Source organism: Bacillus shivajii, assembly GCF_020519665.1.
GTDB classification, from domain to species: Bacteria; Bacillota; Bacilli; order Bacillales; family Salisediminibacteriaceae; genus Bacillus_CA; species Bacillus_CA shivajii.
In genome coordinates this window covers 2,319,705-2,332,445 of the sequence record NZ_CP084703.1, presented here as the reverse complement: position 1 = coordinate 2,332,445, position 12,741 = coordinate 2,319,705, and the positions used below count along the sequence as shown (strand labels likewise).

19 protein-coding genes are annotated in these 12,741 nt (G+C 32.3%); all 19 read right to left on the bottom strand.

Annotated elements, in window-relative coordinates:
• Positions 1-363: 363 nt before the first annotated feature.
• Entirely contained in the window at positions 364-759 is a 396-nt protein-coding gene (locus LGQ02_RS11410) for a hypothetical protein (protein WP_226514503.1), read from the bottom strand.
• Between the two features lie 233 nt (positions 760-992).
• Entirely contained in the window at positions 993-1,538 is a 546-nt protein-coding gene (locus LGQ02_RS11405) for a GNAT family N-acetyltransferase (protein ID WP_226514502.1), read from the bottom strand.
• 32 nt (positions 1,539-1,570) lie between these two features.
• Positions 1,571-2,140: a hypothetical protein gene (locus tag LGQ02_RS11400; protein ID WP_226514501.1), complete on the bottom strand. Its 570-nt coding sequence runs from the start codon at positions 2,138-2,140 to the stop codon at positions 1,571-1,573.
• Positions 2,141-2,444: 304 nt separating this feature from the next.
• Positions 2,445-2,639, bottom strand: a complete 195-nt coding sequence (locus tag LGQ02_RS11395) for a DUF6366 family protein (protein ID WP_226514500.1) — start codon at positions 2,637-2,639, stop codon at positions 2,445-2,447.
• Between the two features lie 166 nt (positions 2,640-2,805).
• Positions 2,806-3,219, bottom strand: coding sequence for an HIT family protein (locus tag LGQ02_RS11390; protein WP_226514499.1), 414 nt, complete (start codon positions 3,217-3,219; stop codon positions 2,806-2,808).
• An 80-nt stretch (positions 3,220-3,299) separates the two neighbouring features.
• Entirely contained in the window at positions 3,300-3,821 is a 522-nt protein-coding gene (locus LGQ02_RS11385; RefSeq protein ID WP_226514498.1) for a hypothetical protein, read from the bottom strand.
• 209 nt (positions 3,822-4,030) lie between these two features.
• Positions 4,031-4,216, bottom strand: coding sequence for a hypothetical protein (locus tag LGQ02_RS11380; RefSeq protein ID WP_226514497.1), 186 nt, complete (start codon positions 4,214-4,216; stop codon positions 4,031-4,033).
• 259 nt (positions 4,217-4,475) lie between these two features.
• The gene (locus LGQ02_RS11375; RefSeq protein ID WP_226514496.1) at positions 4,476-5,033 is read right to left on the bottom strand and encodes a hypothetical protein; all 558 of its coding nucleotides are present in this window, start codon (positions 5,031-5,033) and stop codon (positions 4,476-4,478) included.
• 153 nt (positions 5,034-5,186) lie between these two features.
• Complete coding sequence (locus tag LGQ02_RS11370) at positions 5,187-5,897, bottom strand: hypothetical protein (RefSeq protein ID WP_226514495.1); 711 nt, start codon at positions 5,895-5,897, stop codon at positions 5,187-5,189.
• Between the two features lie 154 nt (positions 5,898-6,051).
• Complete coding sequence (locus LGQ02_RS11365; RefSeq protein WP_226514494.1) at positions 6,052-7,086, bottom strand: hypothetical protein; 1,035 nt, start codon at positions 7,084-7,086, stop codon at positions 6,052-6,054.
• Positions 7,087-7,195: 109 nt separating this feature from the next.
• Positions 7,196-7,696: a hypothetical protein gene (locus LGQ02_RS11360; RefSeq protein WP_226514493.1), complete on the bottom strand. Its 501-nt coding sequence runs from the start codon at positions 7,694-7,696 to the stop codon at positions 7,196-7,198.
• Between the two features lie 101 nt (positions 7,697-7,797).
• A complete protein-coding gene (locus tag LGQ02_RS11355; RefSeq protein ID WP_226514492.1) occupies positions 7,798-8,259 on the bottom strand; it encodes a hypothetical protein in 462 nt (153 codons plus the stop codon).
• Between the two features lie 387 nt (positions 8,260-8,646).
• Positions 8,647-9,099, bottom strand: a complete 453-nt coding sequence (locus LGQ02_RS11350) for a DUF4830 domain-containing protein (RefSeq protein WP_226514491.1) — start codon at positions 9,097-9,099, stop codon at positions 8,647-8,649.
• A 125-nt stretch (positions 9,100-9,224) separates the two neighbouring features.
• The gene (locus LGQ02_RS11345) at positions 9,225-9,680 is read right to left on the bottom strand and encodes a DUF4367 domain-containing protein (protein WP_226514490.1); all 456 of its coding nucleotides are present in this window, start codon (positions 9,678-9,680) and stop codon (positions 9,225-9,227) included.
• 113 nt (positions 9,681-9,793) lie between these two features.
• Positions 9,794-9,988: a hypothetical protein gene (locus LGQ02_RS11340; protein ID WP_226514489.1), complete on the bottom strand. Its 195-nt coding sequence runs from the start codon at positions 9,986-9,988 to the stop codon at positions 9,794-9,796.
• Positions 9,989-10,106: 118 nt separating this feature from the next.
• Complete coding sequence (locus tag LGQ02_RS11335) at positions 10,107-10,613, bottom strand: hypothetical protein (RefSeq protein WP_226514488.1); 507 nt, start codon at positions 10,611-10,613, stop codon at positions 10,107-10,109.
• A gap of 127 nt (positions 10,614-10,740) precedes the next feature.
• On the bottom strand, positions 10,741-11,421 hold the full coding sequence (locus tag LGQ02_RS11330; RefSeq protein WP_226514487.1) for a hypothetical protein: 681 nt from the start codon (positions 11,419-11,421) through the stop codon (positions 10,741-10,743).
• A 157-nt stretch (positions 11,422-11,578) separates the two neighbouring features.
• Positions 11,579-11,986: a hypothetical protein gene (locus tag LGQ02_RS11325; RefSeq protein WP_226514486.1), complete on the bottom strand. Its 408-nt coding sequence runs from the start codon at positions 11,984-11,986 to the stop codon at positions 11,579-11,581.
• A gap of 221 nt (positions 11,987-12,207) precedes the next feature.
• On the bottom strand, positions 12,208-12,660 hold the full coding sequence (locus LGQ02_RS11320) for a hypothetical protein (RefSeq protein WP_226514485.1): 453 nt from the start codon (positions 12,658-12,660) through the stop codon (positions 12,208-12,210).
• Positions 12,661-12,741 lie beyond the last annotated feature (81 nt).

The window sequence follows — 12,741 nt, the reverse complement described above, 5'->3', positions numbered from 1 at the left end:
TCCGATTTTGATGTTTCCTTTAAAAATTTTGAATAGTTTTTCCCATTCAATCAATACTCCAAATAAAAAACCGAAAAAGCTCAATGCCATAAAAGGATATGGCGTTTGATGTTGTACCTGTATTGCCTGTTCAACTTTCCAATGTGAAACACCAATAAAGTAAAGTGATATAATAATACCAACGAATACACAAAAATAATAAATTGATTTTATGATGTTACCCCTCCTAAAATTAATGCTTCTTTTTAAACTATCGCCTCGTTAGTTAAATAATTTAATGCATTTTCTTATTGAAGGATTCTCCCCGTTTTATGAACAAGAGCAGCGAGAGCTTCTAGAGCTATCGCATCCGTTAGTACCAAATTAATTCTCTTTATCAAATGAACGGATAAATAATATTCCTGCAAGTACGTTCAAAATAACTTGAATTTCAATTCTGAAGATAAAACTAGAGAAAAAATTGTTAGGAAATCGTGTTAACCAATAGGGAGCAGGAATGAAAACTAATAATAATAAAATAACTACAAAACTAAGGAGTAACCAATTAACTCTTACTCTCTTAGAAAACACCTTAATTACCCTTTTAGTCTCAATCAAAATACCAAATAAGAAATATAGAACACTTAATAAAATTGAATAAATTAAAACCCACCTAATATTGAAAAAATCAACCGTTTGTTCATATTTTGGAAGAATTAGTGCTATTAGCATTAAAATTATAATGCCAATTATACTTGAAAAAACTGCTGCTTTTTTCACCTTATCAAACCTTTCTCTTATTAAAGTAATCTCCCCAATACTTTAAGTACATCACTTCACAAACTTCATCTTCCTTACAATAAGTTTAACATAAATTTTCCATTATCCTTCCAAAAAAACGATCTCGCTTATATACGGGATCGTTTAACATCTTTTTCAGAAAGAAATACGTCATGCGCTTCGAAAATTGCAAAATAATAAATGATTTAATAAAAATGTGAAGCCCCTATTCATTATTTATTCTGCCATTCATTTCGAGTCATCCCGTATATTGTTTGATCGACAAAGTGACCATACAAATACTCCGCTTCTCTCATTGTTCCTTCATTCGTGAACCCTAACTTTTCTGGTATGGCTCGACTTTTTGAATTTCCGACAGCACACCTTACTTCAACGCGATGAAGTTTCAAGTCAGAAAATGCATGATTAATAAAAGCACGAGCAGCTTTTGTCATTAAACCTTTTCCTTGATATTCATTCCCTAACCAATAGCCAATGCTGGTTTTCTTATTCGTCCAATCTATTTGATGGAAATTAATCACCCCTGCTAATTCCTCTTTATAGAATATACCTGCACGAAAGCTTTGATTATTTGCAAATTGTTTTAGCGTCTTTTCGATACTATTGTTCGTATCCTCTACACTTTTAACATTATCAACCCAAGACAGCCATTTCCGTAGATGTTCTCGATTTCTGTCAATAAGAGAAAATAAGTCCTCAGCATCATTTTTTTGCAATAATTTTAGATAGCAATCGTTATCTATTTGGTGTGTAAACAATTTGCTGTCACTCCTTATGAATGATATCACTGTTATTTTCTAAAGTATTCATACAAAACATATCCTGAATACCGAACGTAAAAACCATCCTTGATTTTTTCCTGATCACCTTTGGGGACTCCGAAAGAAAAGTTTTCTCCTGGACCAAATCCTCTTTGACCAATATCAAGCGGTCGAGATTGATGATCATATAATTGGATAGAATACGGGTCGGCATTTGCAGTAAATGTGCCATCATCATTAATAAATGATTTTGAAACAAATTTACCGCCTGAAAATTTCATGTTATTCGCGGTTCTAAAGTTAAAATAAATATCATGCCCTCTGTTTACCGCTTGATCAAGATAAATTTCAGTATCGTAGTGTTTCACTGTTAAGCTATTAAGCTCTTTTTCCTCACCTGACTTTGTTGGGATCCAATCTGGTTTAATAAATAATTCAAATGTGATCGAGTTATCTATTTTTTGTAACTGATAATGATTTTGATTGATAACATTTTCATAAATTCCTTCATTCGTAAAATGATCTAGATAAATGAAATATCCAAATACGATCATAAGAAACAGAAATATAAGTGCAATAAAACGTTTTTTTATTTTCATTCAATACCACCACGCTCAACACAAGTTTTTGATTTTCAAAAGAAAATTGTTGCTTATAGTAAAGTTGCCTATGTTAATTGTTACGAACATGTAACAGTAAGGTTTCACAATTAGTAGTTAATATCTATGTATTTCGATAAATAGTTGCACTCATCATTTTCCTTTTAAACGGGTAAAAAAAGAGCGTTCCATTTAAAGAAACGCAAACCCGTTTATCATAAGAAGAAAAGGATCGAAGCTAGTCCATTATTCACAACTTATTATTGAATTAGAACTACAACTATAACTCAATCAACCTTATTTTTTAAAAAACACATTGTGAAAGGAATAGCACACCTAGAATTATTACTACAAGTGTAAATATGTTGGTTAAGCAACCTCCTCTAGCTAATTCTCCGATATTCCCCACTTGAGATTGATTTACCCCGTCAGCGAAATTCCCCATAGGATTCCTTTTACTTTCTTCTCTATTAAATTTATCTTGCTTACCTTCACTCACGTAACCCCTCCAGCTATTTTTTGTGTATAGACAAACAAAGTATTTTCAGCATTCTTCTTTAAATTAGCGATATTTTCCCTCCGCCCCCTTGTAAACCTTCTTTAATACATGGGGAAATAAATCTTCTTCTACATACCCCCAATAATGGAACAAGAGCAGCGACAGCTTATTCAGCTAATAGAGTTCTTTCTAAGTTATCGCTTAAAGAAATAAAATCTTCTTTGGAAACTTTAATGTCAGGCTCTATCCAAGAGAATCCATCATTTTTAAAGCGAGGAATAATATGCATATGATAATGCTCAACATCCTTAAAAATTCCATTGTTTTGCATAATTGTAATCCCATCTGTATATAATAACTTTTCAAGAGCAGTTGCTACTAGTTGGGATGCGAGGATAACCTTACTCAAACTTTCTTGGTCAACATCTTTTAATTCTTGATAATGTTTCTTAGGAACAACGAGTATGTGCCCTTTATTAATAGGGTATTTGTCTAAAAAACAACAAACATATTCATTTTCATATATTATATTAGCATCTTCAGTTTTAGAGATTATTTTACAAAAGATACAATTATCCATTCACATCATTCCCCTCAATTTAGTTGAAGTTTGCGTAAGTACCTCTTTACCATTTCTCCAACCTTTCTATACGAGGGATTTCATAAGCCCAAAGTTTGGATCACTTCTTCACCTTTATTTAATCCCTGTATCTTATATTCAGAACCTGGATGTTCATCGTAGAAAACATACCATATTCGCATACCATTTTCGGCAGTGATTATTTTTGCATCGTTATTTTTAGGCTCTATAATCCGAACATCCTTGATATTATGATCAGTTATAATACCACCTTGATAATAGAATGAGTTTGGTACATTAAATGATTCATGTAGTGATATACCATTTTCAGAGTCAATATCTGCATTTGCAGCTCTATCGACATACCACTCTCCTTGCTTCTTTTGAATAAAATTCATGTGCATACCATGTTCTGTAAGGAAAAAGACAAGATACCCACCTCTATATGCTTCTGTATAAATGATTTCCTGAATAAAATCATCCTCAACTCGTTCATCTTCTAAAAATTTAATGGCTTCGCTCTCAGTGAAACTGTTGTTTGAGCAAGCAGACAGAATTGATAATAGTAAAATTGATAGAAAGATGGCGATATGTTTCTTCATATAAGTTCCCCCTTTAATAAGTTAATTTCTTAGCCACTTATTAAACTAAACTTCCCAGTTAGTACCATAACAGAAAAACGTATGAAATTTTTTTGTGTTTACCCTTCAATATAATACGAGATCGGAAATATCCGATCTCTTTAAATATACAGTTTCATTCAATTCTTGTTCCTCATTTGCGAAATAACACATAATGGTGATTAATGGTGTTATTCATCACCACTTCTGCCACCAAATATCTTTATAAGTCCAAATAAATAACCAAATAAACTTAGTAAAAATCCTAAAATAGTAATCAGAAAAGCTGGACCAACATTTGTTGAAGGATCAATTTGCATTATTCCTCCAAAAACCATAAGGCTTATACCAAATAGAATTGTCTTGATTGAAAACATAATTATAACCTCCCAACGGTTTTTCTACATTATTTAAATATTAACACTAATTTCCTTTTATTTGGGATTGATATGTAAAAAGAAAAGCGTCTCCATTTATTGCAGAAACGCTTCCCGTTTGTTTAAGTGTTACCTTTCGCAATAATGTGCAATTATTTAAAGTGTAACTGTCCTTTTTTAAAGTTTGGGCTTTGTTAAAGAATACTGTTGATTTCACCATACATAAAGACTTCCAAATATCCAGAGTCTTTATTTGTAATTATCGAAAACGCCATACATCATATACTTTCTGAACTTTTGTTGTCCAAAAATCTTTAGATACGTCAAAATCCCCATCGCGGTAGTCCTCAAATAGCTTTACATACTTCCTTGTTAAATCTAACATCCTAGAGAAGTTGGATACTTCATCGGCAGATAAATCAATGATTTCATCTTTATTCTCAATATCCATTATCATATAATGTAAATCCAATGAAAAGTTAAAAGCATATTCCTCCGAACTTCTCCTTATTTTTTCACCCTTTATCTTGCTAGCCATTTGAGCTAAATCTTGAAGGTCCATAGCAAAGCCTTGATAGTTTCTTTGAAGGATATCAAGGTCTTCCTTTGAAGTTTCCTTTTTCTTAACAATCACACTCATTCTTTCATATGAATTATTCATAGATCTCTCCATTGCTGAAAATGTCCCTGCAATCTCTTGTGATAAATATTCTTCATATTTTTGGTTTTGATTCATCGTGATAAAGTTCAATGTGATACTAATTATTAATAGTCCAATTGCTCCAATAAATACAAACCTTCTTTTTGATGAATCCAATTCTCCTCCCCCTTTATTAATACTTTTGTTGATTCTATGTCCTTCCCACTGGCTAATCAAATTAACCTGTTCTTTACTTGAACAGCGGTTACAACAGTTCCTCAACTAATGCTACCCTTTAGTAGAAGATGAAAATAATCCCTTTCTATGGTGCTAATCCCATAAAAAACTCTTCATATCTCTTAGTTGCATATTGGTAGCTAGGTAATCTTCAGTGACCTTATCTAAATTTACAACGAAATTAACCCAGAAATCATAGGATACACGATATTCTCCATAAACTGCTTTGAAGAGTTGTGAGTCATAGATAAACTTATTTTCATTGATAGACACTCCTGAAACATATTCTTCAGCTGACTGAAACCAAGCTTTATTCAATGCTTTTAAATGTTGAAATTTCTTCTTTGTATCATTATCAATTTCAAATAAGGTGTCTTCAATATTTTCTGGAGTTAATGTCTCCACTTGTTGAAGAAAGTAGGTATTTATTACCGATGCGTTTTTTACAGTCTCCCCACTAGTTTCTCCTGATTCAATCCTGTTAAACGAAACCGCCAATCGTTGATATTTCTGAGTATAATCCGCAATCCGTTTATGATTTTGAGTAATTTTATAAGCATCATAATAACTTACTTTCCCTTTATCTAGAACTTCCTCATAAATCTCATTATTTTCAACTAAACTATTTAATACCCTGTTAGTTTCTGAATATAATTCTGTTGAAATATGCGCTTCATATGCCTTCTTTTCTTGATAAAGTTCTACAATATTAAAGATAATGTAAATTAATGCTGTTACAGCAATACAAAAATAAATTATTTTTTTGTAGTTCTTCTTTATTTGGATATTAGTATTTACAATCACAATATCCCCCTTTTATTTAAGGATTCTCCCCATTAGTTTAACATCATTTTCCAGTTTATTGGCACAAAAAATGAGCTGCAACGTTGCAACTCGAAATTTAACTAACGCTTCCCTTTAGTTCAATAACATTTTTGCTGGATAAGATAAATTTGATTTACCTTTCAAGCCATTTTTTATTTGCTTCTACACCCTCTAACTCAATATTCTGAATAACCTTCCCAATTTTTTCTATTAAATCTTGATCTTGTATTTTTGATTTTATTTCTTTTAAATCATCCAAAAGATCAACAAGGGGTAGGATTTCCATTGCTTCTACTACGAGTTGAATATCAGATTCAGTTGGATTTTCTGAGATTATTTCTTTTAAAACAATATAATTTTGATCAACAGCAAATACTTTTAAAGAATTATTTATGGATTCACTTTCGATAATCATCCTTATCGACGTTTTACTCATCAAATCGGATACTGCAAAAAAAGCTGCTTCTGTTAATGACTGACCCGTATCATCTTCAATAATGGAAAAACTGGTCGATAAAAAACCTTTTTCTTGCTCTAAATAGTTTTTTTCATCCGATTGGTTTTCACTTAGATAAACGGAAGTTACTCTAAGTGCAGCTGATATTTCACTTTCTGAGAATTGTTCTTTATTTGTTAAAATTTCTTCGGATATATCATAAGCCATCTTATCGTTTATTCGACTTAACTGCACTAAACTTTGAGAAGATAAATTGCTATTGTTTTGTATTAAATCTTTTAGTACATCCATATCAGACTCACCAAAACGAGACATTTCAAGGATTTTTTGTTTAATCTGCAAATCGATATTTTCTTCTTTCAGCAGTTTATTCAAAATAGTAAAATCATGGTCTGGAGTTTGCTCATGCTTTCGAATATAAAAGCCGACGAAATAATCTTGAACAAATAACGAATATGAGTCCTCACTAATGATTTCTATAATCTCTTGTTGACTAAATTCTTTTTTTCTATTAGTCAGCTCTTCGAAATGCGGCTTTAAATTTTCACTATTTGTATCATCATAACTTTCATGGTCACTAACAATACGGTCTATTTCATATACTAAATCAACGTTACTGAGTTCGCTTATATTCTCTACTGATACCTCAGCGTTATCATTACATCCAAACAAAAATAATATAATTAATACAACCATATAACCATTCTTCAAAAAACCCCTCCCCTTCCATTTATTTCAATTCATATTTTATCATTCATTTCTTTTTATTTGATAAAAAACAACAATCATATTTAAGTAACGCCACCCGTTTTAATAAAACTTAATCTAATGAATTAATTACTTTTTGAAATTCTTCCTCATCTATACCAACTGAATTAGCCCAATAAAACGGATACCAATCGATATCAGTTCTTGGAATTGCTGGAATGAACTGATAACTTACATTATCTACGTTTTCATTAACCTTATATTCCCCAACAAAGTTATCAATCACTAAATATGATAAGTGAGGAATTGCTTCATAAGGATCTTCACCATTTTCCGTAAATTGCATTAATCTTTCTGTATTTAAAGCCCTTGCAAATTGTCTTTGAGTTATTTCAATATACGCAGTGTTATCTGCATTTGTATAACTTAAAAGAAACAAGTCACCTTCTAAAATAACTTCTTCTAATTCGAGTTCGGATGGTATATAACTCGGAACCAGTACATCATAGTCCAATTCTTCAACAGCTTTCGTGATTATATCTTCATTATTCGAACAAGCTGCCATCAATAAAAAAGCTAGAAACAAACAAAAAACTAATATTTTTTTTATCATCCCAACCTCCTAAAAGTCATTTCTCCCCATTACTGGAACGACAGCTTATTCAGCTATCGCTCTCCGTTTGTTAAAGAAGAACATTTGGCAAATCAATTATTTTATTCGCTATCAATTAATTCCAATTGAATTGTTTCTTCATTCTCCCCCCACTTAATAACCATTTTCAGATTTGCATCCTCTTCAACATAAAAGGTATTAACGTTTGACTTTAATGCAGAGTCCATATCATCAACACCTATATGTCCAATTTCACGTTGGAACTTACTTATATAAGTCTCATTATCTATGTCCGTCATTCCAGATAGTGTCCAATTAATATCAATATCATTTGACTGTTCTAATTGCTCTACATCATCACCTAAACATTCAGCATATTGTCTTTGTGCAAAATTATATTTGCCTGTTGCAGAATCGCTTTTTGATTGTTTTATTTCTACTTCACCTCTCCAATGTTTACTTTCTCCTTCAAATAAAAGGTGATTTGGTACGTCTCTATCACTGGTACAGCCTGTAAAAATAAGTACCATAACCGAAAATAATAAAAACATGACTTTTTTCATGCAAAACTCTCCCAACGTTTTATTAACAATATATTTTTCACTCTTCTCCCCTTTAACTTAACAACATTTTCCAGTTTGTTGACATGAAAAATGAGCTGCCAATTGCAATTCAATTTTATTAAGAATTAACAAAAATATTAATGATAATATAAATAATAGCAATTATAACTAAAGGACCCATACAACCTAATTTACCAATAAATGTCCTATCAAATGTATCGTTATTATTTTCACTATTCATCGTACCTCCCCTTTTTAGATTATTTGTATCTTCGTTCATCAAAGAACAGCTTTATTGTGCTAAACTCCCCGTTAGCGACAGAAGGGCAGCGATAGCTTGTGCAGCTAACGCACCCGTTTGTTCAAAAAGAAAATAATCAATATTCCCTAATTCACTAAATCCTGATAATCCAACAATGGTATTTCTACGGGAACCCCATTATTTTTATCTTTCCTATACAAAACTAAATAACCACCGATAATTTCATCGTCTGCTTCATAAACATAGGCTTGTATCCAATCATAATTTAGAGAACCAATTTCTACAATATACCCTCTTTGTAAGATAGGTTCATCCAAGTATGGGGTGAGGTCAATATTGGCATTTTCTTTTTTCTCTTGTACATATTCCTGATGTTCATAAAGTTGATTGTGCACTATCGATTCATCAGCTTCTTGATAGTTGAAATATACTTCAGAATGACTGTATCGAATATCCCAACCATACGAAGATAGGTGATTTTCATGCTCTTTGGGAAAAGGGATTCCTTCACGTTCTCTATCTTGGCACCCTATGATAAATATAAATAAAACAAAGATTAAAAAAGAGATTTCCCTCATAAAATTCCCCCTAGATAAAAACAAAACAAATCAAACTTATACAAATCCGTTTTGGCAAAAAAGATAACTTACTAAGCTATCACACCCCGAACGTTTAAGGGACACTCATCAAATAAACTTCAATATTATCCCAATGATTCTGTAATTTTTAATAATTTCTCTTCACTTATATTATTGCCTTGTAGTCTATATGTTGGACCGTCGACCTCCCATTGAATAAATATTGCATTTGGACGAGCGATTAATCCAGGCTTACTATTAATCTCGATTTCTTCCCAAGTATAGGTTTCTCTTTTTTCCAACTCAACCAGTGAAGCTACAAACCTAACTGCAACTTCTTTATTTTCATCAGAATTACCGAATAATTCAATTTTCGCTTGTTCGTCGTCATGATAAGTTATACTAGCTCCCCTCCATGTAATATCTTCTAAGTACATAGGGGTTTTTATTTCAAATTCTAATAAATCATTTAACGCACCTTCTACATCAGTAGTGGTTACCTTAGACATCTCAACTGATTGATTAGGAAAGAAATATAAAAGTAATAATAACAGGAAGGTTCCCATTAAAATTTTCTTCATACTTACCTCCTTCTCTTTATTTGCTAAACTCCCCGTTAGCGACACAAGGGCAGCGATAGCTTGTACAGCTAACGCACCCCGATAGATTAAGTACATCCTTTCACAAAGTGAATTTATTTTTTATTTCTCTCATATATTGCTACTGCTAGGGTTGAAAGCCCAGCTAATATCGCTATTGGCAAAGCCTTTGCCATATGTGCTTCTGCATTATACTGATTATTATATACGATTAACAAAGAGAAAATGGATATCGCCATAACACTTATTAACGAATATCTTATTATGTAATTTGAGTTTTCATTTTTCATACTTCCGCCCTCCCTTTATGAGAATAAAAGTAGCACCAAGTTATAATGTTCTTCACCCTCTTAGTAACATAACAAGATCTGCTGGATCTTACCCTAAAGCACCCGTTAGTTAAAACGTTTACTGAATATCGCTAATTATTTGTGGGTCGTAATCCAATTCCATCTGGATGGTTTCCACATGTTGTTTGCCATCTATCGTTGTCCATTGAATAACCATAAAGGTCCTGTTTTCAATTTCACTGGGAGTTAGATGTTTTTCAGGATAAAATCCCCCTCCACCTTGCTTTGCAGGTCCATCTTCAAGTATGTCAGCATTAAAGGTGGACACATGGTGTGGTTTCTCCCCATCTTCAAAAAAATCATAAACTTTGACCTCGACTTCTCCATTTAATCCACTTGTCTCACCTAAAAAAGTCACTGAATGACTTCCAGAAGTACCTTGTTCCCCCACTCCCTGCCAAGCGAGTTGATAATCTGTTATCTCCCATTCCTCGCCTTGACCACTCATTTTCAATAAGTATTGAGTATTATCTATGGTGGTAGGAAAATACAGTTTAACAAAAGCGAAAGTAAGGAGGTTGGTAATGACAATCATTCCAACAACCCATGTTAGCTTTAATTTCAATTTATTTCTCCTCCCAACTAATCCAAACCTTTCAAGCCTTTATATAACGCTAAACTCCCCTTTACCTACATAAGAGCAGCGACAGCTTCTTGTGCTATCGCACCCCGTTAGTGATATAAGGGATGCGTTAGTTATCTAATAGTTGCTCAATGTTATCAATTTCATATTTCTTTAAAAATTTAGTAGTTTGTTCATCCAAATCAACTAATAAATTTACCCAGAAACTTTTGGAAACACTATCCTCGCCATAAAATCTTAAAAATTCACTTCCATCTAGCCTAGCCAGATTTTCGTTTATTGTAACTCCCGTAATATTTTCCTCAGTAACTTTTACCCAATTGAAATGTAATTCCCGTAAATATTCAATAGTTTCAGTTAGATTAGAATCAAGAACGATAAGTGTGTCATCTAGTTCATCTAATTCATAATCCTCTCCATTTGTAAAAGAGAACAAAAACGAAAAAATTTCTCGTGAATTTTCATGTGTTTCATTGTTAAAATTATCATTGTTAAGAAGGTTAAACTTGACTGCTAACCTTCCATATTCATTAGTTAGTAAATCTATGTCTTTATTATAATGTAGAAGTAGGCTTGCCTGTCGCTTTGTTATTTCACCAGAATCTAGGATTTCGCCATATGTGTTGTAATTCGAAACAACCCCTCTTGCAACCTTCTGTATATCAGTGTTTAGATTTTGTGAAATATGTTCCGCATACATTTTCTTTTCTTGATATTGAGAATTTAATAAAAATAATAAGATAACAATCGTTATTCCATATAATATTTGCTTATAATATTTTTTTATCAATATTTCTCTCCTCCATACGTCTTATATTTTAGAACCTCTATTCAAGAATTCTCCCCATTAGCTTAACATCACTTTCCAGTTGGTAGGCAATAAAAAAAGCCGCATATGCAGCTTCCTGGTTCTTCAACTATTGCTTACCGTTAGTTGAATACTTTTCCTAATTATCATCTAAATATTTTCTGAAAGAACGAGTCAATAGTAGTCCAGTGAAAATCCCTAATGCTATCCGTACATCATGAGACGACACAAACGATAAAACACCTAAATCGCCAAAATGTGTAGTCCAGTAAGCATAAGGTATAAAGATGAAAATGAGCATTAAAACGGAAGGGATTAACAGCAGATTTATCTTTGGACCTTCTTTGATTAAACTTGCTATATTTCTCCATCCTAGCAGTAAACCAAAGGATAAAGCACACAGTACAAAGTAAGTGTGATATACATTAAACGCTTGATAATCAAACATTTGTAGTTGTTGATACATTGGATTTCGAAGACCAGACAAAATGGATAGAATAACAATCCCAACAAAAGTTAACAGTACATAAAGACCTATTTTCTTCACATATATCCTCTCCTTTAATTTCTCCCAGTAATGAAAATGTTGTTCAAATGACTATTCTCTTTTATTTAAATTTATCCTAATATTTTTCACGAATTTCCCCTTAAAAAGTTTCAACTATTATTTGAAGAATCCTCCCCATTAGCGCCACAACGGCAGCGACCCCTTGTTCCACTAATGCTCTCCGTTAGTGTAAGTAGAAAAATTCACAAACTTCACTTTTGTCAACTTACACTGTTTGTATTTTTAAAATATTGTGTTGCACTAATTACTGCAATTAATCCTACAAATAGAGGTGTAAAGTATGCAAATGAATAAAGAACAAAAACGTTCAATTGTGTATCGCTACCAATATGATTTCCAATCAACAAACTTGACACAGAAATCGCCAAAACAAAAAACGGTAAAAGGTAGCGATTTATCTGTTTAATTTTTATAAACATAGATGAAAATCCAATGACTAGAAATAAAACTGAACCAAGAAGAGTAGCGTTCCACATAATAATCCAAAATTGTTCTGAAACCCATCCAGCAATTAAACTGAACCAGATAGCCAAGGAACTCAGGGTAATTAATAAATTTACATAAGACAACTTTTTCTTTTTTTGATACAAAAAAAGCATAGGACCTATTAGTAAGCACAATATTGAAAGCCCGACCAAAGTGAACTCCTCCATTTCTTGCCATTCCTTCTTAACTCAATCTTCCCATTTACTGGTACAAGAGCAGCGACAGCTTCTTTTGCTATCGCTCTCCGT